Source organism: Lentzea terrae (genome assembly GCF_003265345.1).
Lineage (GTDB): Bacteria > Actinomycetota > Actinomycetes > Mycobacteriales > Pseudonocardiaceae > Lentzea > Lentzea terrae.
The window spans coordinates 32290-51955 of record NZ_QFWW01000008.1; the positions used below are offsets into that span (position 1 = coordinate 32290).

Below are 19666 nucleotides of genomic sequence, written 5' to 3' on the forward strand. Positions count from 1 at the left end.
CGCTCTCCGGAAACCCTGCAGACACCAACTCGCGTGGCGGCACCCCACCCGGCCGCGCGCAGCACAAGAACAGCGCACGGCCGGGGGTGCCGGTGAAACGGAGTTGGCTCGCTGGTGGCGAGTGCGACGAGCCGGGCGAAGAGTGGGCCCGCGTGGATCAAGTGTGGCGCGGGCGCCGAAAAGGCCCAAGGGGCCAAAATCAGATCAGACCCAGGCGTCGTGCTGCCAGCACGGCGTCGCGGCGCTGGTTCACGCCGAGCTTGCGGTAGATGCCGCGCAGGTGTGTCTTCACCGTGTTGACCGACACGAACAGCGAGTCGGCTATTTCCTCGGTGGTGCGCATCGACGGCAGTTCGAGCAGCAGGTCGCGTTCGCGGCTGGTCAGCACGTCGGTGGAGGCAACCGACGCGGCGGGCAGCGCGGTCATCGTGGTGGTGGCGAACGACTCCAGCCGGCCGAACCGGCCCGCGCCACGGGCCAGCAGGTCGCGCACGGGCTTGCCGGCGTTGAGGAACGGTCGCAGCACGTCGACCGGTTCGGCGGCGGCCAGTGCTCGGCTCACGGCTTCGTGCGCGCGTCGCTGGTCGCCGGCGCGATCGACCAGCACCGCCTCCAGCAGCCAGCCGTCCACGACGGTCGGTGCCGCCAGGGCCGGTAGTTCGCCTGACAGCAGCGGTTCCACGAGCTTGCGGGCCTGCGACGTGCGGGCGTGGTGGGTGTGCACGACGGCGCGCAGCACCGCCTGTTCGCCGCACGGGCCGAACATCGCCTCGACCTGGTCCGGCATGGCGGACGCCCACTGCTCGTCGCCCGAGCGCAACGCGATCCGCTGCACGGCGGGGGCGATGTGTGCGATGACCGGCGGTATCACCTGGCGTCCTGCGACGTCCTGCCATTGCGCGCGAACGCGGCCGACGACCGCGCGAGGGTCGGCCGCCGTGGGGAACGACACTGCGGCGTCCAAAGTGGACACCGCAAGGCCGATCGCCGGATCGGGGCGGTCGCCCAGCGCGTGCACGGCTCGGCCCGACAGTTCGACCGCCCGTGCGTCGTCCAGCCGCAGGTAGGCCTGCACCCCGACCAGCGTGTAGGCGAGCGCGCAGACGAAGTGCGACTGCCAGCCCTTCTCCTCGGCGAACTCCAGCGCCTCGCCGGCCTGCCGAGCCGCGCCGCGGAGGTCGCCGGCGACGCTGGCCAGCGTCGCCAGCTGCACCTGGCAGTCGAGCACCGCGTGGTCGAAGCCCTCCTGCCGTGCGATTGCCGCCGCGCGCACCAGGTCGTGCTCCGCGCCCGTGTGATCACCGGACAGCATCGCCGCGACCCCGCGGTTCAGCAACGCCGCCACCTCCGCATCGGTGCCGCCACGCCCCGCCGCCGTGCGTGCCATCACCCGCAACGCCTCCCCGAGCCGCGCGTCGAACCGGCCGCGCCGCAACAACGCCGTCGCGTGCAGCACCCGCACCCGGTCCTGCCGCAACGCGAGCGGTTCGCCGCCCAGCCCGGTGAGCACTCGGTCCGCGGCCGCCACATCGCCCGCGTCCATCGCCACCAGTGCCGCGACGACCCCGACCTGCGGACGGGCGAGCACATGGCCGGGCACCGCGTCGAACACGGCCCGCAGCCGCCCGCTGCCCTCCCGCAGCACCTCGGGCAGCACCGAGTGCTCGACGATCTCGGCGGTCAGCTGGTCGTCACCGGCGCGCAACGCGTGTCGCAGCGCCACTGCGGGTTCGTCGTTGCGGTGGTACCAGTGGGCCGCCGTCCGGTGCAGCGACATCTCGTCGGCGGGCCGCGACTTGCGCAACTCCGCGGACAGGTGCGCGCGCAGCACCGGATGGCAGCGGTACCACTCGGGCGCTGCTTCGAGCCTGCTGACGAACGAGTTGGTGCGCTCCAGCGCGTCGAGCACGATCCCAGGGCTCGGGTGTTGCGTCAGCTCACCGGCCAATTCCGCGCTGACGGTGTCGCACACGCTGGTCGCGACGAGCATGTCCCGCACCGGCTGCGGGTGCCGCGCCAGCACCTCCTCGCCGAGGTAGCGGCTCACGACCTGGTCCAGACCGGCGAACATCAGCAGGTCGCGCGGCCCGCCGGAGGTCGCGGCCAGGCGCATGACCGCGAAGCGCAGCCCGCCGATCCAGCCCTCCGTCCGTCTCAGCAGCAGGTCGATGTCTCCGGGTGAGAGCTGCAGTCCGTGTGCGGCGACCAGCGACTCGGTTTCGGCGCGGGTGAAGGCGAACTCGTGCGGCAGCACCTCGCGCAGCCGTCCCTCCAGGTGCAGGCGGCCGAGGTGCAGCGGCGGCGGGAAGCGGCCCAGCAGCACGAGCCGCAGCCGGTCGGGTGGCCGGCGGGTGAGCAGGTCGATGCTCGCGAGCGCGTCTGCGTCGCGGATCTCGTGCACGTTGTCCAGCACGAGGCACACCGAGGTGGGCAGTTGGTCGAACGCGGCGATGATCGCCGAGGAGAATCCCGGCTCGGCCAGCGGGATCGTCTCCGGCAACGCGAGGGCGTCACGGACGGCGGCCCGCAGCCGCGCCGGTTGGTTGTCGTGCTCGTCGAGCGTCAGCCACGCCACCCGGTCGTCGCGCCGTCGCGCCCACTCGGCCAGCAACGTGGTCTTGCCGCAACCTGCGGGACCGGTGACCACCGTGACCGGCACCGACGACACGTGAGCGTCCAATGTGGATAGTAGTGCTCGGCGCGGCACGAGCGGTGTCGCCGCCGTCGGCACGCGCAACTTGGCCTGGCCGGTCTCGGGGCTGGAAGGCTCACACTCCGAACTGTCGGACATCGCGCTTTGTCTCCCGATGAATTTGTCAGGGCATGATCGCGTGATCGAACCGCATTCGAATCAGGGCGGACATTCACCCTCGTTGGCCTTGCCGGAAACGGAAATCAGCCACAGTCCCCGGCCCAGCACCCCCAAGAACCGGGGCAGCAACGCCAGCGCCGCGGTCTCGCCGGACGGCACGCAGTCCTCACTGCCGGTGCTCACGACGACAGCGAGGAACACCGCCACGACGAGCACGATGCGCCGGGAACGGGAACGGTCGGGTCGACGGCTCAAGATCGGTCACCTCCACCGCCGACGCTGCTCGCCCGGACACGTGCGCGGCCTCCCCCGGACCGGGCGGTAGCGGCAGGCCGCGCGGGAGGGGGTTCACCTGCGGCGGGTGAAGCAGCGGGCATCCCGGGCCGCAGAACCTGGGCCACATGAGCCACCGACTTGCCTTGGCCGACCTCGTCGACGTCGTCCGCCCTGCCCGCCCCGTCGCGTCCGTGTACCTGGGTTCGAGTCCGCTGCGGGCGTGGGAGGCGCGCTGGCACCGCCTCGCCGACCAGCTGCACTGCGACGGCGCGGGCCCCGACGTGGTTGCCGCGATCGGCGAGGTGCTGCAGCGGGCCCGTGCCCTCTACCCGAAGGCGGACACGCTCGTCGCGTTCGCCGGCGAGGAGTTGCCGCCACGCGTCTTCCACACGCCCGGTCTGCGACACTTGGACCTCGCCTGGTTCAGCTCGCCAGCGCACGTCCTGCCGGTGCTCGCCTGGCTGCAGGACCGTCCGCCGCGCGTCGCCGTGACCGCCGGACGCCGCAGCGCCGACCTGGCGGCGGGCAGCGAACGGATCTCGTTGAACTACCCGGAACCGCAGTGGCCGGACGGGGTGCGGTCGGCGGCGGCCGCGTGTGCGGAGATGCTCGGCCGTCAGGAGGCCCGGCTGCTGGTGGTGGCGGGGGAGGACGAGGTGGTGGGCGCGTTGTGGGAGGCGCTGCCCGCCCCCGTCCGCCGCGATGTCGTGGTCCGCTGGACCGGTCGCGACCTCAGCCCGAGCCGCATCGCCACCGAAACCCGCGCCGCCGCACGCGAGTGGACCGACGGTGTGCTGGCCGACTTCAACGACCGCGGCCGTGCCCGCGAGCTCGCGGTGGAGGGCGCCGACGCCACCCTGGCCGCGATCGCCACGGGCCGCCTGGACGACCTGCTCGTCAGCTACCCGGAGGACATCACGGCCACCGCCTGGTACGGGCCCGCGCCCACCGACGTGTCCCGCTGCTGGTCCCCGGTCCGTCGCTGCGGTCTGCTGGCGGACGTGGCGGTCCGCGCCGCACTGCTCAGCGGCACGCGGGTGCACGTGGTGGCCGCAGCGCTTCCGTCGGCGCCGTTCGAGGGCATCGGTGGGCTCTGCCGCGCGCAGCTCTCCCTGGTGCGCTCATGACCACCGAGCTGGTGCCGCTGCGCACCGGTTTCGACGTGGCGTGGGTCGGCTACCGCCGCGACCAGGTCCGGCACTACGTGGACGTGACCGAACGCGACTTCGAACTGCTGGCCGCCGATCGGGACGCCGCGGAGGCGAGAGCGCTCTCGCTGGCCAAGAAGCTGGACGCGGTGAGAGAGGAGAACTTCGCGCTGCGCGACCGCATCGACCGGTTGTGCCGGCAGCCGCTGTCCCCGGACTCGGTGGGCGAACGCCTCCGCCACGCGGTCGACGCGGCGCTGGCGGAGGCCGCCGCGATCGTCGAACGCGCCAGCGCCGTCGAAGAACACGTGTGGGCGTCCGCGCGGCAGACCCACGCCGAACATCTCGACCTGCTGGCCACCACCCGCGAACGGATGAGCAGGCTGGTCCGTGAGGGCGAGGCTCGCCGCCGGGCCCTGGACGAGGCCGCGGCCCAGCACCGGGCCCAGGTCGCCGAGGACTTCGAGCTGGCGATGACGTTGCGGCGCAAGGATGCCCTGCGGGATCTCCACGTCCTGGAGGAGACCGCGCGGTCGCGGGCCGAGCGGATGGTGCGGGAGGCGGCGCGGGAAGCCGAGGTGCTGCGGGAGCACCGGGACCGGGTGGCGGACGTGCTGCGGGTCGTGCACTCGCTGCTGGGGAGGGCGGCCGGGCACCTGCAGGTGGGGAACGGCCGGTGAAGGTCCTCCCGTTGGCGCTGGCCCAGTTCATCGCGAGCTACGCCGCCACCAACATGAACGTGGCCATCAGCACGATCGCCGACGACCTCGACACCACGATCACCGGCGTCCAGACCACGATCACGTTGTTCACGCTCGTCATGGCCGCGCTCATGGTGCCGGGCAGCAAGCTCACCGACCGCTGGGGCCGCCGCCGGTGCTTCGTGCTGGGCCTCGCGATCTACGGCACGGGCGCGCTGCTCGCCGCGTTCGCCCCCGGTCCCGGCCTGCTGCTGGTCGGCTACGCGCTCCTCGAAGGCGTCGGGTCGGCGTTGATGATCCCGCCGATCTACATCCTCGTCACCGCGCTCGCCGCAGACGCAACCGCGCGGGCCAAGGGATTCGGCGCGGTCTCCGGCGCGGGCGGGCTGGGCGCGGCGGCGGGACCGTTGCTGGGCGGCCTGATCACCAGCACGTTCAGCTGGCGCGCCTCCTTCCTGCTGCAGGTGCTGGTGGTCGCGGTGATCATCGTGCTGGCGCGGAACCTGCCCAGGACCAGTGGCAAGAGCACCGGGTTCGACCTGCTGGGCGCGTTCCTGTCCGGTGCGGGCCTGTTCCTGCTGGTGCTGGGTGTGTTGCGCACCAACGTGAACGGCTGGCAGCTCAGCACGTGGCTGCTCATCGGCGCTGGAGCGGCGGTGCTGGCCGTGTTCGCGGTCCACATCCGGCGGGTCGAGAACCCGTTGTGCGATCCGAAGCTGTTCAGGGACCGCACGTCGAACCTCGGGCTGGGCACCCAGCTGGTCCAGTGGCTGGTGCTGCAGGGCACGTTCTTCGTCCTTTCCGTGCACCTGCAGCAGGAACAGCACCTCAGCGCGATCGACACCGGCCTCGCCCTGTTGCCCGCGACGATCGGCATGCTCGTCACGTCCGCGCTGGCGGGCAGGTTCGCCCGGCGGCACTCGCAACGGACGTTGATCCGCGTGGGTTTCCTGCTGACCATCGCCGGCACCGTGCAGCAGCCTGTCGGGTTGTTCCTGCTCGGCGCCGGCATCGGGATCATGCTGACGGCCTCGGTCAACGTCGTGCAGTCGCGCTGGCCCGACGCCGACCAGGCGGACGTGTCCGGGGTGTCGCGCGCCGTCTCGAACCTGGGGTCGTCGTTCGGCACCGCGCTGGTCGGCTCGGTGCTCACCGGCGCGGGACACCCGTACCGCGCGGCGCTGACGCTGCTGGTGTTGTTCTCCGTCGTCGGGCTGGGCTTGGCGCTGTTCATCCGGCGCGACGGCGAACCGCGGCGAGGATGACCTTCAGCGCCACGCCTGCCACGAGCAGGTTGCCGATCATCTGCACGGTCACCAGCACGCGCGCGGCTTGCGAAACCGGTGCGATGTCACCGAATCCGACCGTGGCGAACACCGTGACGACGAAGTACAGCGCGTCCGTGCGGCTCAACGGAATCGTGAAGCTGCCGGGCTGATGCCGAGCCAGCAGGACACACGCCTGCGCGAACACCAGCAGGAACAAGGGGATGACCAACGCGAGCGCCTGCGCGCCCTGCCAGCCGGGGTGCGCGGACCGGCCGATCATCCGCACCTGCCACCAGAAGACCAGTCCCACCAACGCAAGCGCAGAGACCAGCCGGAGCACGGTGTATCCGTCCTCCGGCTGGTCCATCGGCAGGCGGTAGTAGACCAGCAGCAGCACCCCGACAGTCGTTGCCGGCCGTACCACCGCCCAGGTCATGCGGTGAACGTCTCCTTCAGCAGCTTCTCCTGTTCCGTCGACAGGTTCGTCGTGATCAGCTTCGCGCCGGTCTGCTTGAACTGGTCGGCCACCCGGTCGACGACCGCGCGCTCGGACATCACGAACAACGCCGACGTGCCCGGCGTGACGCTCTCCCGGACGTCCTGGACGAAGTCGTCGTCAATGCCCGCGCGCGACAACGACCCGGCCAGCGCGCCCACACCGGCGCCGATCGCCGCACCCAGCACGGGGATGAAGAAGATCAGCCCGAACAGCAGGCCCCAGAACGCCCCGCCGAGCGCGCCGGCACCGGTGAGCTTGCCGAGCTCCTTGGTCTTGGGGCGTTTCGCATCGGCCTCCCAGTAGACGTACGCCGTGTCGCGGATGGTGATCAGTTGTTGTTCCTGGAGCTTCTGCAACAGGTCGAGCGCGTTGCGCGCCCCGTCGGAGGTGTCGAACTTCCACACGGTCAAAGTGGCCATGACCGAAACTGTGCGAGAGACGGGCGGCACCGGTCCTCACCCGCGACGGGTGAGCCGGTCGTCGAGGGTGACGGCGGCGTCGATGAGGGCCAGGTGGGTGAACGCCTGCGGGACGTTGCCGAGCTGCTCGCCGGTCAGGTCGATCTCCTCGGCGAAGAGCCCGAGGTGGTTGCCGTAGGTCAGCATCTTCTCGAACACCAGCCGTGCCTCGCGGTCGCGGCCGGACAACGCCAGCGCGGTCACGTAGTTGAAGGTGCACAACGAAAAGGTGCCCTCCGACCCGCGCAGCCCGTCCGGCGCGGCCTCGGTGTCGTAGCGCAGCACCAGGCTGTCGTGCACGAGCGACTCCATGGCGGCCAACGCGTCCAGCCACAGCGGGTCGCGCGGCGCCACGAAACCGACCTGCGGCAGCCGCAGCAACGACGAGTCCAGCGCGGACGAGCCGTACCGCTGCACGAAGGCGCTGCTCACGCGGTTCCAGCCGCGCTCCCACACCTGGCCGTGGATCCGGTCGCGCACCGACCGCCAGCGCTCCACCGGCCCCGGCCGCCCCTCCGCGGTGGCGACGCGGATGGCGCGGTCGAACGCGACCCAGCTCATCACCCGGCCGTAGGTGAAGTCGGCCCGGCCGGAGCGCGTCTCCCAGATCCCCTCCTCCGGCTGGTCCCAGTTGTCCGCCAGCCACTCCAGCTGTTCCAGCACCGCGTGCCAGCCGCGGTGCGAGATCCGCAGACCGGCGAGGTGCGCCGCGTACACGCTGTCCATGAACTCGCCGTGGATGTCGAGCTGCAGCTGACCGGCCGCGCCGTTGCCCGAGCGCACCGGCGCCGAGCCCCGGTAGCCCTCGAAGTGCGGAAGGACGTGCTCGGTGAGGTCGGCCGATCCGTCGACCGCGTACATCACCTGCAGCGGTCCGCCCTCCTGGCACCGCTGGGTGAGCCAGCCCCCGAACGCGCGAGCCTCCTCGGTGAAACCCAGCCGCAGCAACGACGACACGGCGAACGACGCGTCACGGACCCACGTGTACCGGTAGTCCCAGTTCCGCTCACCGCCGAGCTGCTCGGGCAGACCCGCGGTCGGCGCCGCGATCAGCGCACCGGACGGCGCGTAGGTCAGCAGTTTCAACGTGATCGCCGACCGGTCGACCGCCTCGCGCCACCGGCCGCGGTAGGTCGACTGGGCGAGCCAGCCGTGCCAGAACTGCACCGTGGCCTCGAACAGTTCCCGTGCCTGGGCGGACGTGACGGCACGGGGTGGTCCCGTGACCCCGGACTCCAGCACGATGCCGCGCGTCTGCCCTTCCACCAACGAGAGCGTGGCGTGCAGGTCCTGCGTTTCGGTGATCTCCCCGGTGCCGAGCCGGGGATCGCCGGGCTCGCGCACCACGTGCAGCACCAGGCCGAACGGGCCGCAGTCGAAGATCACCCCGTCGTCGGTGATCTTGGCGCGGTGGGCGCGGCGGCCGTAGTCGAACCGTGGCGCCACATCGAGTTCGAACGTGACGCGGCCGCGCACGCACCGCACGATCCGCACCAGCCGATGCCGTTCGGTCGCGTCCTCGTCGGGCAGCGGCGGCATGAAGTCGACGACCTCACCGGTGCCCTCCTCGGTCATGAACCGGGTGATCAGCACGGCGGTCTCCGGGAAGTAGAGCTGCCGTCCGGGGCCGGTGTGGCCGATGGGGCGGATGCGGCAGAACCCGCCGCGCTGCCGGTCGAGCAGCGACGCGAACACGGACGGCGAGTCGAAGCGCGGGCTGCAGAACCAGTTCACCGTGCCGTCGGTGCACACGAGCGCGGCGGTCTGCAGGTCGCCGATCAGCCCGTGGTCGGCGATCAGCGGGTACGAGGGTGGTGTCGTCATGGCAGCGAGCCTCACCGGGGGGCCGGCCGGGGTCTTCACCCTCGCGGACGGAACACCGCGCAGCCTCTCGCGCGAAAGGGGTGAAGATCCGTCCCGCGCGCCGGTGTCACGGTGACCGGGCAATCCCGTCGAAGAGACAACGGAGGCACGATGCGGGAGACAGGCTGGCTCGGCTGGATCTGGTTCGCGGGCATCATGATGATCGTGATGGGCTCGTTCAACGCCATTGAGGGGCTGGTGGCGTTGTTCCGCGGTGAGTACTACGTCGTGACCGAGGAGCAGGTGCTCGTCTTCGACATCACCGCGTGGGGCTGGATCACCCTTCTGATCGGGATCCTGGTGGTGCTCGCGGGAGGCGCGTTGCTCTCCGGTGCCGCGTGGGCGCGGGTGGTCGCGGTGGTGCTCGCGGTCATCAACGCGGTGGCGCAGCTGGCGTTCGTGTCGGTGCACCCGCTGTGGTCCACGATCGTCATCGCCCTGTGCGTCACGGTGATCTGGGCCGTGGTCGTGCACGGGCCCGAAGCGGACATCAAGACCAGCTTCGAGTCCACGCACCATTGATGCCACGCGCGCTCACGATCCTGCTCGGTGGCGCGGCCGCGGTCGTCGTGGTCGCCGGGGTGCGGGCGGTCGCGTGGCTGGTGGCGCCGGCGATGCTGGCGTTGCTGGTCGTCATCGCGATCAGTCCCGTGCACCGGTGGCTGCGCGGCCGCGGCGCGCCGCCGTGGCTGGCGACGCTGACCGTGGTCGTGCTCGTCTACGGAGTGCTGGCGATCGTGGCGGTGACGGTCGTGGTGTCCGGTGCGCGGCTGGTCGCGATGTTGCCGGAGTTCGCGCGCGACGAGCTGGTCGTGCGGGCCTCCGAGGCGATCAACGGTGTCGACCGCGGCCAGTTGGTGGGCGCGATCGGCGGACTGCTCACCGAGCTGACGAGCCTCACCACCAGTCTCGTGTTCCTGTTGGCGCTGCTGCTGTTCCTGGGTGTCGAGGTGGGCTGGGCCGGTGCGCGGCTGGCGGAGATCGCGGTCGACCGGCCACAGCTGCGGGAGGCGCTGATCGAGTTCGTCCGCCGGACCCGGCGCTACGTCCTCGTCACGACGGTCTTCGGGTTCGTCGTGGCGGTGCTGGACACGGTGGCGCTCGCCTTGCTGGGCATTCCGCTCGCGCTGCTGTGGGGCGTGTTGTCCTTCGTCACCAACTACATCCCCAACATCGGGTTCCTGCTCGGGGTGGCGCCGCCCGCCGTGCTGGCGCTGCTGCAGCACGGCCCGCGCCGGGCGCTGGCCGTGCTGGTGTTCTACGGGGTGCTGAACTTCGTGGTGCAGTCGCTGATCCAGCCGCGGTTCACCGGCGACGCCGCCGGGCTGTCGACCACCGTCACGTTCCTGGCCCTGGTGTTCTGGGCCTGGGTGCTCGGCCCGCTCGGCGCGTTGCTGGCGGTGCCGCTCACCGTGCTGGTGAAGGTGTTGCTGGTCGACCTCGACCCGGCGGCGGGATGGGCGGCGGCCCTGCTCAGGCCCCCGCGAACAGATGGCACCCCCACGGCTCCAGCGCCACGTACAGCGGACTGAGGTCGTCGGGCTGTTCGTAGACCATGCCGTCGAGCAGGTTGGTGCAGCGGCCGGCGCGGTCGGCTCGGAGATCTACGCGACGCACGAGGCGCGCGTCGAGGTGGAGCAGAAGAGCCGGACGCAGGTGAACGCGGTGCTGGTGGAGGACGCTCCGTCGGTGAGCGAAGCCCGCGGCGAGGTGACCGAGCCTCCGCTGACCAACCATGGCGCCGCGGTCGGCGCGATCTTCAGCGCCCTGCTGTTGTGGGGTGTGGTGGTCGGTGGGATGGCCTTGTTGTTCGGTCTGGTGAGGTTCGCGCACATGAAAATCCGGCCGCACACCGGCCAACGTCCTGGCTCGGCCGGAACCCGAGGCACGCCCGAACCACGTCGTTGGCCGGTGTGCGGCCGCTCCCGAGGCGAGAAGGCTTGCGGCAGGCAGGAACTTCGCACAAACCGTGATCTTCGACCGAGGAGCGTCGTGAGGACTCGAGACGTGATGACGACCGACGTGGTCGTCGCGGCACCGGACACCCCGGCACGTGACGCCGCACGGCTGCTCTCCGAACGCGGCTTCACCGCACTGCCGGTGGTGGACGCACGGGGCGCGCTGGTCGGCGTGGTCGGTGAGGCCGAGTTGTTGCGGAACCGCCTGCCGCAGGACTCCCGGTGGCTCGTCCACGGCGAGCCCGTCGAGGTGAGGCAGGTGCCGGCGGACGTGGTGGCTCAGGTGATGGCGACGCCGTCGGTGACGGTCGGGCCGAACACCGACCTGGCCGACGTCGCCGACCTGATGCTGGAGCACGGTGTGCGCAGCCTGCCGGTCGTGCACGAGGGCCGCCTCGCCGGCATCGTGACCCGCCGCGACCTGCTCCGCTCGATCTCCCGCGCGGACTGGGTCGTCGAAGCCGAGATCCGCAACCGGCTCGGCATGGTCGGGGGTGCGCAGCGGTGGCAGATCGCGGTGGCCGGCGGCAAGGTGTCCATTGTGGACAAGGCGGGCCGTGCCGACACGGAGCGCCACGTGGTCGACGTGCTGGTGCGCGCGGTCGCAGGCGTGACCGACGTCCGGTTCACCGCCGATCAGGTGCACGCGGGGAGTTGAGGGTGGATGTGACCGATCATTCGGACAGCAGGTACGCCGATGGCCGGACACGGACGAGGAGGACGAAGTAGCGGGCGAAATTGGCGCGGCCGTACTGCGCCGTGGTGGGGCTGTCGAACATCGGCGCGTGCAGGGCCCGGCCGAGCGCGTTGCGGGCGAGGACGTCAAGGCGGCCGGTGCGCACGAAGGCACCGGACATCGTGATTGAGCCGAGCAGCCACTCGATGCGGGGAGGGACGTCGACGTCCTTGCGGCGTGACGGCGTGCGGCGGGCCGGCGCGGGCCAGGTCGAACAGGTAGGGGCAAGGTGTTCGACGCCACCACCGACCTCGACGGCATTGCGGCCGGCTACCAAGACATGGCCGACCGCAAGAGCTTGAAGGTCCTCATCGAGCCCTGACCCTGGTGGCATGATCGCGAGGTGGACGAAGCTCCGATCTCGACGGCTGCCGAGGCGGCCCAGCACGAGCTGATCCTCGCCTTCGGTCGCCTGCAGGGCGCGGCCGGCCGGCTGGAGCACCTCCTGGGCCGCGCGCTCGAGGTGGAGTGCGGGATCAGCCACCTGGTGTACGAGGTGCTGCTGATCCTGGGCCGGGCCGGCGAGCCGGGCCTGTCGATGGGTGCGATCGCCAGGGAGCAGGTGCTCACCAGCGGCGGGGTGACGCGGCTCGTGGACCGGATGGAGGCGGCCGGGCTGGTGGAACGGGCCGCGGACCCCGGTGACCGGCGTGGCCGGCTGGTCCGGCTGACCGCGGTGGGGGAGGAGACCGTCGTGCGGGCGTCGCGGGTGCACCTGGAGAACATCCGGCGCTACTTCGTCGAGCCGTTGCCCGAGGCGCACCGCGAGCAGTTCGCGGAGGACCTGCGGATCCTCAGCCACGCGGCGAGGGACGTGCTGTCTCGCCGTCCTGAGCGGGCGTGACCCAAACCACCTAGCGCGGGAAATATCTGACACGTCAGATACTGTTGTGTCAGGTAGTTCGCCTGCGCCGTGCGGGCGTGACCTGAAGTGAGGTCTTTCCGTGCAGCTGGTCTACGTCTTCGACGCGTACTGCGGGTGGTCCCACGGCTTCTCCGGTGTGCTGACCGAGGTGGCCCGCCGCCATCCGGAGCTGCCGGTGGAGGTCGTCTCCGGTGGCCTGTTCACCGGTGCGCGGCGCGTGCCGATCCGCCAGTTCGGCTACATCCAGGGCGCGAACGCCAAGATCACCGAGCTCACCGGCGCCGAGTTCGGTGCCGCCTACGAGCGGCTGATCGCGGACGGGGAGTTCGTGATGGACTCCGCGGCCGCCGCCCGCGGTGTCGCCGCACTGCGCGTGGCCGCTCCCGACCGGGCCGCGGAGTTCGCCGTCGCCGTCCAGCGCGCCTTCTACGTCGACGGGCTCAGCCTGTCCGAGCCGGCCACGTACGCGCGCATCGCCGAGGAGGCCGGGCTCGAGCCGGGTCCCGTGCTCGCCGCGCTGGACTCGCCCGTCGACGACTTCGACCGTGCCGCCGAGCTCGGTGTCGACGCCTATCCGACGCTGCTCGCGGTGGACGGCGACCGTGTCACGGTGCTGGCCCGCGGCCACGCCACCGCTGACGACGTCGACCGCCGCCTGTCGGTCCTGTCCGCCCGCTGAGTCCCGCCTTGCCGAGCTGATCGCCGCCTGCCGGTTGTGTCCTTCCGCTGAGCCCAAGGAGTTTCCGTGAGCACCCTCGACTTCACCGTCCTCGACCTGGACTTCCCGGTCGGCAGCAAGAACAAGACCGCCACCCTCGTCACCGGCGAGAACGAGGCGCTGCTGGTCGACGCCGGCTTCACCCTGGCCGACGGCCACCGCCTGGTCGCCGCCGTGCTCGACTCCGGCAAGACGCTCACCACGGTGTTCATCAGCCACGGTGACCCGGACTTCTACTTCGGCGCCGAGGTGGTCGCCGACGCGTTCCCGAACGCCGTCTTCGTCGCCACCTCGCACGTCATCGAGCACATCCAGCACTCCTACGAGGGCAAGCTGAAGGCGTGGGCGTCGTCCGGCGTCAACCTGCCCACCCGGCTGGTCGACCTCCAGCCGCTCACCGGTGACATCACGCTCGAAGGCCACCGCTTCGAGCTCAGGGGCGGCACCGCCGAGCTCCCCGACCGCCACTACCTGTGGCAGGCCGAGCAGCGCGCCCTCCTCGGCGGCGTCCTGCTGTTCCAGCACGAGCACGTCTGGGTCGCCGACACCGCGAAGCCGGAGCAGCGCACCGCGTGGCGCGGCCTGCTCGACGAGATGGAGGCGCTGAACCCGGAGCTCGTCGTGCCGGGCCACCGCCTGCCGGACGCGCCGGCCGACGCCACCGCCATCGCCAACACGCGCGAGTACCTCCTCGCCTTCGAAGAAGAGCTCGCCGCCGCCGAGGACGGCCCGTCGCTGACCGAGGCGCTCACCGAGCGCTACCCGGACCACGGCATGATCGTCGCCGCCGTCATCGGCGCGAAGGTCGCCAAGGGCGAAATGACCTGGGGCTGACCGACATGACCTCCACCGAGCCCGCCGATGTGGTCCGCCGCCAGTACCTGGCCTCGGCCACCCGCGACCTGAACGCGTTGCGCGCCACCCTCGCACCGGACGTCGAGTGGACCGAGATGGCGGGCTTCCCGCTGGCCGGCACCTACCGCACACCCTCCGGCGTCACGTCGAACGTGATGGAGAAGCTGGCCGAGGAGTGGGACGACTGGGCCGCGCACGACGACACCTACGTCGCCGAAGGCGAGAACGTCGTCGTGCTCGCCCGGTACACGGCGGTCAACAAGGCCACCGGCAAGCCGCTCGCCGTTCGCGTCGCGCACCACTTCGTCGTCCGGGGCGGGCTCATCGTCCGCTTCGAACAGTTCGTGGACACCGCGGTGGTGCGGGAGGCCATGCAAGCCTGACCCTGCTCGTGGTCGGTGTCGAGCCGGCACACTGAACCCGACCACGAGGGTCGTCTGTTCCTGCTTCGGTGACCGGGCGAGGTTCGCCTCCCGGTTGGCCGTGGGGGTACAGGCGCTCCTTCTTCGCCGTGCGAAGGAGAGTTGCGCCCACGTCAGCAGGATCATTCTCAAGCTCGGTGTCGCGTCACGGGTCGGCGCTGCGGTGTCGTTCGTGCGGTCCGGTGGCGGTTCCGACGTGGCGTGACCGCCAATAGCGGCAAGGCACACCGACCCGTGAGGCTTGGGTCAGGTCGCCCGGTTCAGTCCACTGTGGACGCGCTGGTGACGACGGCCGGTAGGCTGCCAGGATGGGCAGAAAACTGGCGACCGGGCTCGGGATCGTGCTGCTCCTGCTCGGCGGGGTGTGGACGGCGCAGGGTCTGGGGCATCTGGAGGGCAGCTTCATGACGGGGCAGAAGCTGTGGACGACGATCGGGCTGCTGTGCGCCTTCGGTGGCCTCGTGCTGCTGATCCCTTGGCCGAAGAAGCGGTGACGTCGCGGCCTCAACCGCGCTTCGCGAGGTAGACGGTGTTGGTGGAGCACCTGTCCTGCAAGGGGTTGGGAAAGCTGACGATCTCGGCCCGAACCGCGGTGAAGGTCGTGGCGAGCGTGGCCGCGTACTCCTCGTCGGGCGGGTCGTTGGACCACAGCGCGAAGACTCCGCCGGGACGCAGCAGTTCGGCGAGCCGCCGCTGGCCCTCTGGCTGGTAGAAGTCGGCGTTGCCGGGGTGCAGCAGGTGCCGCGGGGAGTGGTCGATGTCGACGATGATCGCGTCGAACAGCCTGCCGGGGGCCACCGGGTCGAAGCCGTGACCGGAGCGGACCATGGCGAAGAAGTCACCGTGGACCAGACGGCAACGCTCGTCGGCCGTCAGCGCCTTCCCGGCGGGGATGAGCCCCTGCCGGTGCCATTCGATCACCTCCTTGAGGGCGTCGACCACCAGCAGCGAGCCGACGTGCGGATGCTCCAGCACGGTTTGTGCCGTGTAGCCGAGCCCGAGGCCGCCCACGACCACGTGCAGGGGCTCCCGTGGCAGGTCCGCGAGCGCCAGGCGGGCCAGTTCGACCTCGGCGACGGTGAACAGGCTGGACATCAGGAACTCGTCGTTGAGCTTGATCTCGTGGATCTCCTGGCCGCTGCCGGGATCGATCCGTTGACGCAGGCTGAGCTCACCCAGTGGTGTCTGGCGCCAGTCGAGTTCCTGGAAACGTGCACTCATCCTCCCATCCTGCCGTGCGCCGCCCACCGTCGCCGGACTGGCAGTGGCATGACGGGATCCCGTCAAGAGAAAAATTGGCCGATATGTGCCACTTCGACAATCTTGACCTGGGGAAGAGCGGCTATTTAGTTTAACCCTCCGTAGGACAGATTTCCCTTTTGGCACAACGTTTTCCGTGGCCCGGAGGACTCAATGACGAGCTCGCCCGCGCGTTGTCGCGCGCTTGTCCGGTCGTGGACAGAGGTGACCCGATGACGGCGCTGCTGTCGGTCCGGGGGCTGGTGAAGCGCTTCCCCGGGGTGACGGCACTGCAGGGCGTGGACTTCGAGGTGCGCGCGGGCGAGGTGCACTGCCTGCTCGGGCAGAACGGCGCCGGCAAGTCGACGCTGATCAAGGTGCTGTCCGGCGCGCACCGGCCGGACGAGGGAGAGATCCGCTGGCGGGGCGAGGTCGTGTCGTTCGGCAACCCGACCGCCGCGATGCGCAGCGGTGTGGCCGCCATCTACCAGGAGCTGGACCTCGTGGCGGGCTTGTCGGTGGCGGACAACGTGTTCCTCGGCCACGAACTGTCCACAATGGGCTTCAGCAGGCGGTCGGAGGCACGCCGCAGGACCCGCGCGCTGCTCGACCGGCTGGGACACCCGGACATCTCGCCCGACCGCGACGTCGGCCGGTTGTCCGTGGCGCATCAGCAGGTCGTCAGCATGGCACGGGCGTTGTCGCTGGACGGCCAGCTGCTGATCATGGACGAGCCCTCGGCCGTGCTGGACCCGGACGAGGTTCGGGTCCTGTTCGGGATCATCAGGGAGATCACCGCCCAGGGGGTGGCGGTGATCTACATCTCGCACCGGCTGGCCGAGATCAGGGAGATCGGCGACCGGGTGACCGTCCTCAAGGACGGCCGCACGGTCGCGACGGGCCTGTCCGCACGCGAGACGAAGACCTCGGAACTGATCGCGTTGATGACCGGGCGCGTGCTGGACAACGTGTTCCCGCAACGGAAACCGGTCGACCCGGCCGCTCCCGAGGTGCTGGTGGTGCGCGGACTGGCCGACGGCGACCGCTTCGCCGGCGTGGACCTCACCGTCCACGCCGGTGAGGTGGTCGGGCTCGCGGGTCTCGTCGGGTCGGGCCGCTCGGAGATCCTGGAAACCGTCTACGGCGCGAGGAAAGCGGCCGAGGGCACGGTCGAGGTCGACGGCAGGAAACTGCGGCGGGGGAGTGTCGGCGCGGCCGTGCGCGCGGGGATGGGGTTGTGCCCGGAGGAGCGCAAGAGCCAGGGGTTGCTGCTGGACCAGGCCGTCTACCGCAACATCACCGTCTCGTCGCTGTCGTCGTTCGCCAGTTTCGGGTTCCTGGACGACCGCGCCGAACGCGCCCGCTCGATGAAACTCACCGAGGCACTGGACGTCCGCCCTCCCGGCGTCGGCCGCGTCGTGCGGGGCCTGTCCGGAGGCAACCAGCAGAAGGTCGTGCTCGCGCGGTGGCTGTTGCGCGAGTGCCGGGTGCTGCTGCTGGACGAACCCACTCGCGGTGTGGACGTGGGCGCGCGCAGCGAGATCTACGAGCTCATCCGCGAACTGGCGGACTCGGGCGTGGCTGTCGTCGTCGTGTCCAGCGACGTGGAGGAGGTCCTCGGCCTGGCCGACCGGGTCCTGGTGGTGCGCGAGGGCCGCGTGGTGCACGACGGTCCTGCCGACGAGATCGACGAGTCCCGGGTCCTCGACCTGGTCATGGAAGGACACGCCGCATGAGCGAGGACACCGCCGCCGTGCCCGCGCAGAAAAGTGCTCCCATCGCGAAAGAATCCAGCATCTCGGCGTTGCTCGGCTCCCCGGCCGGGCGCAACACCGGACTCGTCGTCGCACTGGTCCTGCTGTGCCTCGGCGGTGTGGTCACCGCGGGCGACCGGTTCGCCGACGTCGACAACCTGCTCACCATCCTGCGCCTCGCGGCGGTGATCGGCGTCGTGAGCGTCGGCATGACCTTCGTGATCACCGGCGGCGGGATCGACCTGTCGGTGGGCGCGATCGTCGCGCTGTCGTCGGTGTGGGCGACAACCCTTGCGACCCAAGGGATCGCCAACGATCTGCACTGGATCGTCATCGTGTTCACCGCGTTGCTGGTGGGCGGGGCCTGCGGACTGATCAACGGCGTGCTCATCGCGTACGGACGGGTCGTGGCGTTCATCGCGACACTGGCGAGCCTGGCCGCCGCCAGGGGCTTGGCCGAGATCATCTCCAACCGCAAGACGCAGATCGTGAACGTGCCGGGCTTCACCGCGTTCTTCGACGCATCGGTGCTGGGGGTACCGGTTCTCGTGGTGATCTTCGCGGTGCTCGCGGCAGGCGGATGGGTGCTGCTCAACCGCACCACGTTCGGCCGCAGGACGTTCGCCGTGGGCGGCAACCCCGAGGCGGCGCGGCTGGCGGGCATCGACGTGCGGCGGCACACCGTGTGGCTCTACACGCTGCTCGGGCTGTGCTGCGGGCTCGCGGCCGTCATGCTCATCGCCCGCACCACGACCGGCAGCGCGACCCACGGCGGCCTGTACGAGCTCGACGCGATCGCCGCGGTCGTGATCGGCGGCACGCTGCTGACCGGTGGCCGCGGCACGATCGCGGGCACCGTCTTCGGTGTCCTGATCTTCACGACGCTGTCGAACGTCTTCACCCTCAACAACCTCTCCATCTCCGCCCAGGCCGTCGCGAAGGGCGCGATCATCGTGGTCGCCGTCCTTCTCCAGCAGCGGCTCGCCCGACGCAGCGGCGCCTGACGCTGCCACAGAGGAGACAGAACCCATGCCGCACAAGAGAATCGTCGTTCTGATCGCCGCGTTGACACTCGCACTCACCGCGTGCACGGGCAACACGCCGCAGAACCAGGGAGGTGGAAACCAGGGCGGGGTGAGGGTCGCCAACGACGAACCGGGCAAGAAGGTCGTCATCGGCTTCTCCGCACCGGCCGCCGACCACGGCTGGATGGCCGCGATCACCAACGCCGCGAAGGCGGAGGCCGGCAAGTACTCCGACGTGGAGCTGCGCGTCGTCGAGGGCACCAACGACGTCAACCTGCAGATCAGCCAGGTCGAGACGTTCATCAACGACAAGGTGGACGCGATCGTCCTGCTGCCGTTCGACGGCGCCGCGCTCACGCCGGTCGCGCTCAAGGCCATGAAGGCCGGCATCACCGTGATCAACGTCGACCGCGAGTTCGACAGCCCGTTCGCCGCGCGCTCCACCGTGCTGGGCGACAACCACGGCATGGGCGTGTCCGCGGGCACGTACGTCTGCGAACGGTTGAAGGGCAAGGCAGGTGCGGTGGTCGCGGAGATCGCCGGCATCGACTCGTTGCCGCTGACCCAGGACCGCAGCAAGGGCTTCGCGGAGGCGTTGCAGAGCTGTGGCCTCAAGGTCAGCAACCGGGTGGCGGCCGAGTTCACCGTGGAGAGCGGCGAGCGAGCCGCCGCGAACCTGCTGCAGGCCGCACCCCGCATCGACGCCATCTGGAACCACGACGACGACCAGGGCGTCGGCGTCACCGCCGCGATCAAGAACTCCGGCCGCAGCGAGTTCTTCATGGTCGGTGGCGCGGGATCGGCGAACGTGATGCGGGAGATCAAGGCGGACAACGGCCCGCACAAGGCCACCGTCATCTACCCGTCCACCCAGGGCGCGGACGGCATCCGGCTCGCGCGGCTCGCGGTGCAGAACAAGAGCCTCGGCGACCTGGTAGAGGTGGAGGTCCCCCGTCAGGTCCAGCTGTACGCGCCGGTCGTCACGAAGGACAACGTCGACCGCTACCTGCCCACCGCCTTCGAGTCCTGAAAAAGAGAGGACCGTCCACTGTGACTGATCTTGGCATCG

Annotated in this window: 21 protein-coding genes; 14 read left to right on the top strand and 7 right to left on the bottom strand. The window is 70.4% G+C overall.

From position 1 onward, the window contains the following. Positions 1-199: 199 nt before the first annotated feature. Together DI276_RS14495 and DI276_RS49905 are read right to left on the bottom strand one after the other, a co-directional pair. Entirely contained in the window at positions 200-2791 is a 2592-nt protein-coding gene (locus DI276_RS14495) for a LuxR C-terminal-related transcriptional regulator (protein ID WP_112263868.1), read from the bottom strand. A 60-nt stretch (positions 2792-2851) separates the two neighbouring features. Then, on the bottom strand, positions 2852-3067 hold the full coding sequence (locus DI276_RS49905; RefSeq protein WP_157984705.1) for a hypothetical protein: 216 nt from the start codon (positions 3065-3067) through the stop codon (positions 2852-2854). Between the two features lie 146 nt (positions 3068-3213). On the opposite strand from DI276_RS49905, the gene DI276_RS14500 reads away from it, so the two are divergent. The 3 genes from DI276_RS14500 to DI276_RS14510 are packed head-to-tail and all read left to right on the top strand — an operon-like array spanning position 3214 to position 6202. Beyond that, entirely contained in the window at positions 3214-4215 is a 1002-nt protein-coding gene (locus DI276_RS14500; RefSeq protein ID WP_157984706.1) for a hypothetical protein, read from the top strand. Then, the gene (locus DI276_RS14505) at positions 4212-4916 is read left to right on the top strand and encodes a hypothetical protein (protein ID WP_112263870.1); all 705 of its coding nucleotides are present in this window, start codon (positions 4212-4214) and stop codon (positions 4914-4916) included. Before DI276_RS14500 ends, DI276_RS14505 begins: the two co-directional genes overlap by 4 nt. Beyond that, on the top strand, positions 4913-6202 hold the full coding sequence (locus tag DI276_RS14510; RefSeq protein WP_112263871.1) for an MFS transporter: 1290 nt from the start codon (positions 4913-4915) through the stop codon (positions 6200-6202). The genes DI276_RS14505 and DI276_RS14510 overlap by 4 nt, the downstream gene beginning before the upstream one ends. Here DI276_RS14510 and DI276_RS14515 read toward each other — a convergent pair. The 3 genes from DI276_RS14515 to DI276_RS14525 are packed head-to-tail and all read right to left on the bottom strand — an operon-like array spanning position 6168 to position 8986. Beyond that, entirely contained in the window at positions 6168-6641 is a 474-nt protein-coding gene (locus tag DI276_RS14515) for a potassium channel family protein (RefSeq protein WP_112263872.1), read from the bottom strand. The genes DI276_RS14510 and DI276_RS14515 overlap by 35 nt on opposite strands. Beyond that, complete coding sequence (locus tag DI276_RS14520) at positions 6638-7123, bottom strand: DUF1269 domain-containing protein (protein ID WP_112263873.1); 486 nt, start codon at positions 7121-7123, stop codon at positions 6638-6640. Before DI276_RS14520 ends, DI276_RS14515 begins: the two co-directional genes overlap by 4 nt. A gap of 36 nt (positions 7124-7159) precedes the next feature. Further along, positions 7160-8986 (bottom strand): glycoside hydrolase family 15 protein, encoded by a 1827-nt coding sequence (locus DI276_RS14525; protein WP_112263874.1) that lies wholly within the window; start codon positions 8984-8986, stop codon positions 7160-7162. A 150-nt stretch (positions 8987-9136) separates the two neighbouring features. Here DI276_RS14525 and DI276_RS14530 point away from each other — a divergent pair, with 150 nt between their 5' ends. Genes DI276_RS14530 through DI276_RS14540 form a run of 3 tightly spaced genes read left to right on the top strand, consistent with a single transcriptional unit; the run spans position 9137 to position 11641 of the window. Continuing rightward, positions 9137-9547: a DUF7144 family membrane protein gene (locus tag DI276_RS14530; RefSeq protein WP_112263875.1), complete on the top strand. Its 411-nt coding sequence runs from the start codon at positions 9137-9139 to the stop codon at positions 9545-9547. Next, positions 9547-10557 carry an AI-2E family transporter gene (locus DI276_RS14535; RefSeq protein WP_112263876.1) on the top strand — a complete coding sequence of 337 codons (1011 nt, stop codon included), beginning with the start codon at positions 9547-9549 and terminating at the stop codon, positions 10555-10557. Before DI276_RS14530 ends, DI276_RS14535 begins: the two co-directional genes overlap by 1 nt. Continuing rightward, positions 10517-11641 (top strand): CBS domain-containing protein, encoded by a 1125-nt coding sequence (locus DI276_RS14540; protein WP_112263877.1) that lies wholly within the window; start codon positions 10517-10519, stop codon positions 11639-11641. Before DI276_RS14535 ends, DI276_RS14540 begins: the two co-directional genes overlap by 41 nt. 16 nt (positions 11642-11657) lie before the next feature. Here DI276_RS14540 and DI276_RS52000 read toward each other — a convergent pair whose 3' ends face one another. Further along, positions 11658-11840, bottom strand: a complete 183-nt coding sequence (locus DI276_RS52000; protein ID WP_232836660.1) for a hypothetical protein — start codon at positions 11838-11840, stop codon at positions 11658-11660. 222 nt (positions 11841-12062) lie between these two features. On the opposite strand from DI276_RS52000, the gene DI276_RS14550 reads away from it, so the two are divergent. The 5 genes from DI276_RS14550 to DI276_RS14570 all read left to right on the top strand — a co-directional run bounded on the left by DI276_RS14550 (position 12063) and on the right by DI276_RS14570 (position 15073). Next, positions 12063-12563, top strand: coding sequence for a MarR family winged helix-turn-helix transcriptional regulator (locus DI276_RS14550; protein ID WP_112263878.1), 501 nt, complete (start codon positions 12063-12065; stop codon positions 12561-12563). 100 nt (positions 12564-12663) lie between these two features. Continuing rightward, entirely contained in the window at positions 12664-13263 is a 600-nt protein-coding gene (locus DI276_RS14555) for a DsbA family protein (protein ID WP_112263879.1), read from the top strand. A 66-nt stretch (positions 13264-13329) separates the two neighbouring features. Further along, positions 13330-14136, top strand: coding sequence for an MBL fold metallo-hydrolase (locus DI276_RS14560; protein ID WP_112263880.1), 807 nt, complete (start codon positions 13330-13332; stop codon positions 14134-14136). Positions 14137-14141: 5 nt separating this feature from the next. Further along, complete coding sequence (locus tag DI276_RS14565) at positions 14142-14540, top strand: nuclear transport factor 2 family protein (RefSeq protein ID WP_112263881.1); 399 nt, start codon at positions 14142-14144, stop codon at positions 14538-14540. A 347-nt stretch (positions 14541-14887) separates the two neighbouring features. Continuing rightward, positions 14888-15073 (top strand): hypothetical protein, encoded by a 186-nt coding sequence (locus DI276_RS14570; RefSeq protein WP_112263882.1) that lies wholly within the window; start codon positions 14888-14890, stop codon positions 15071-15073. A 10-nt stretch (positions 15074-15083) separates the two neighbouring features. On the opposite strand, the gene DI276_RS14575 is transcribed toward DI276_RS14570, so the two are convergent. Next, on the bottom strand, positions 15084-15800 hold the full coding sequence (locus DI276_RS14575; RefSeq protein ID WP_112263883.1) for a spermine/spermidine synthase domain-containing protein: 717 nt from the start codon (positions 15798-15800) through the stop codon (positions 15084-15086). 251 nt (positions 15801-16051) lie between these two features. Here DI276_RS14575 and DI276_RS14580 point away from each other — a divergent pair, with 251 nt between their 5' ends. The 3 genes from DI276_RS14580 to DI276_RS14590 are packed head-to-tail and all read left to right on the top strand — an operon-like array spanning position 16052 to position 19627. Continuing rightward, complete coding sequence (locus DI276_RS14580; RefSeq protein WP_112264234.1) at positions 16052-17554, top strand: sugar ABC transporter ATP-binding protein; 1503 nt, start codon at positions 16052-16054, stop codon at positions 17552-17554. Next, entirely contained in the window at positions 17551-18576 is a 1026-nt protein-coding gene (locus DI276_RS14585) for an ABC transporter permease (protein WP_112263884.1), read from the top strand. The genes DI276_RS14580 and DI276_RS14585 overlap by 4 nt, the downstream gene beginning before the upstream one ends. 25 nt (positions 18577-18601) lie before the next feature. Then, positions 18602-19627 carry a substrate-binding domain-containing protein gene (locus tag DI276_RS14590; RefSeq protein WP_112263885.1) on the top strand — a complete coding sequence of 342 codons (1026 nt, stop codon included), beginning with the start codon at positions 18602-18604 and terminating at the stop codon, positions 19625-19627. Positions 19628-19666: the final 39 nt, after the last annotated feature.

Coding starts and splice junctions, on each gene's coding strand:
- DI276_RS14495 (WP_112263868.1), bottom strand. CDS start 2,791: ATGTCCGACAGTTCGGAGTGTGAGCCTTCCAGCCCCGAGACCGGCCAG.
- DI276_RS14500 (WP_157984706.1), top strand. CDS start 3,214: ATGAGCCACCGACTTGCCTTGGCCGACCTCGTCGACGTCGTCCGCCCT.
- DI276_RS14505 (WP_112263870.1), top strand. CDS start 4,212: ATGACCACCGAGCTGGTGCCGCTGCGCACCGGTTTCGACGTGGCGTGG.
- DI276_RS14515 (WP_112263872.1), bottom strand. CDS start 6,641: ATGACCTGGGCGGTGGTACGGCCGGCAACGACTGTCGGGGTGCTGCTG.
- DI276_RS14520 (WP_112263873.1), bottom strand. CDS start 7,123: ATGGCCACTTTGACCGTGTGGAAGTTCGACACCTCCGACGGGGCGCGC.
- DI276_RS14525 (WP_112263874.1), bottom strand. CDS start 8,986: ATGACGACACCACCCTCGTACCCGCTGATCGCCGACCACGGGCTGATC.
- DI276_RS14530 (WP_112263875.1), top strand. CDS start 9,137: ATGCGGGAGACAGGCTGGCTCGGCTGGATCTGGTTCGCGGGCATCATG.
- DI276_RS14535 (WP_112263876.1), top strand. CDS start 9,547: ATGCCACGCGCGCTCACGATCCTGCTCGGTGGCGCGGCCGCGGTCGTC.
- DI276_RS14540 (WP_112263877.1), top strand. CDS start 10,517: ATGGCACCCCCACGGCTCCAGCGCCACGTACAGCGGACTGAGGTCGTC.
- DI276_RS52000 (WP_232836660.1), bottom strand. CDS start 11,840: ATGTCCGGTGCCTTCGTGCGCACCGGCCGCCTTGACGTCCTCGCCCGC.
- DI276_RS14565 (WP_112263881.1), top strand. CDS start 14,142: ATGACCTCCACCGAGCCCGCCGATGTGGTCCGCCGCCAGTACCTGGCC.
- DI276_RS14570 (WP_112263882.1), top strand. CDS start 14,888: ATGGGCAGAAAACTGGCGACCGGGCTCGGGATCGTGCTGCTCCTGCTC.
- DI276_RS14575 (WP_112263883.1), bottom strand. CDS start 15,800: ATGAGTGCACGTTTCCAGGAACTCGACTGGCGCCAGACACCACTGGGT.
- DI276_RS14580 (WP_112264234.1), top strand. CDS start 16,052: ATGACGGCGCTGCTGTCGGTCCGGGGGCTGGTGAAGCGCTTCCCCGGG.
- DI276_RS14585 (WP_112263884.1), top strand. CDS start 17,551: ATGAGCGAGGACACCGCCGCCGTGCCCGCGCAGAAAAGTGCTCCCATC.
- DI276_RS14590 (WP_112263885.1), top strand. CDS start 18,602: ATGCCGCACAAGAGAATCGTCGTTCTGATCGCCGCGTTGACACTCGCA.